Raw genomic sequence first — 1,102 nt, 5'->3', positions numbered from 1 at the left:
TCGGGCAGCGCCACGAGCGGGCCGCAGATCGCGGCCCACCGCCGCAGGGGCACGCTCCGGTCAGCGAGGGTGCCGTCCTCGCGAACGGCGCTGATCTGTCCGGGGGCGTGCTCCTGGAGGAGGGTGCCGTCCTGGTCGAGGTAGCGGGAGTTCATCGGTGGTGTCCTCTCGTGTGGGGGTTCAGATTCGGTACCTCGGATGAGGCAGGTCAGCGGCGGCCTCCCAGCCAGTACTCGCCGGGCTCGGTGGTGTAGGCGGCCTCAGCCAGGTCGAGCTCGTCCTCGGTCAGCCACGGCAGGCGATCGGCCTCGAACAGCAGGCGCAGCCAGACTGCCTCCAGCGAGGCGTCGGGTTGGCCGGCCGCTGTGCCACCGGAGCGGTAGTGCTCCAGCGTGGCCTTGGCCAGGAAGTCGACCTCGTCGCGGTCGTAGAAGGCCGCTCCCTTGGTCTCGCCCTCAGCGGCCACGATCTCGCCTTCGGCCGTGGCGGTGGCCAGGTGCCAGTAGTGGCCCGGCCGGGGCAGGTGCGGCAGGGACGCGCACAGGTTGGGCAGGTGGCCCTCCCACACCAGCGCGGACCCGGTCACGGCCAGGCCGACCTCCTCCTCGACCTCGGCGACCAGGGCGGCCGCGACGTTGGTGTGCTCGTCCTTGACGTGTCCGGCGACGGGGGCGGTGCCCTTGGGCCACCAGCCCCGGGTAATCATGAGCAGCCGGTCCTGCTCATCGGTGATGATGACGCCGATCGAGGTTCCGCAGCAGCGCTTCATAATGGGGGTGCTCCTTCGGGAGTAGTGCGGCCGCCCCGTCTCGTCTCGACAGCGAGGGGCGGCCGTGCGTGTGTTCGCGGACCGGGTGGTCCCCCCGTCCGCTCCGCGTGTGCGGGGCGGACAGAGCCACCAACCGGGGGCAGGTCAGGCCTGGGGGCACAGGCCGTTGTTGTGTTCGTAGGAGTCGGCCGGGTCGGACTCGTAGTAGCGGGACTTGCAGCGCTTGCACTCGACCTCGCGCATAGTCTGGAGACCTCTCTGTGAGAGCGAGGCCCCACCAGTTGCTGCCAGGCGCCGGGTGGGGCCTCGTCATGTGGGGGGTGGACCGGCCGG

1 protein-coding gene is annotated in these 1,102 nt (G+C 71.0%); it reads right to left on the bottom strand.

Going from position 1 to position 1,102, the window contains the following annotated elements; all coding sequences use genetic code 11:
- Positions 1–208: 208 nt before the first annotated feature.
- Positions 209–769 (bottom strand): NUDIX hydrolase, encoded by a 561-nt coding sequence (locus D456_RS0123310; protein ID WP_017578583.1) that lies wholly within the window; start codon positions 767–769, stop codon positions 209–211.
- Positions 770–1,102 lie beyond the last annotated feature (333 nt).

This window comes from Nocardiopsis kunsanensis DSM 44524, from assembly GCF_000340965.1.
In the GTDB taxonomy this organism is placed as follows: Bacteria; Actinomycetota; Actinomycetes; order Streptosporangiales; family Streptosporangiaceae; genus Nocardiopsis; species Nocardiopsis kunsanensis.
The sequence above is the reverse complement of the archived record's forward strand: the minus strand, read 5'-3'. Positions and strand labels throughout refer to the sequence as shown.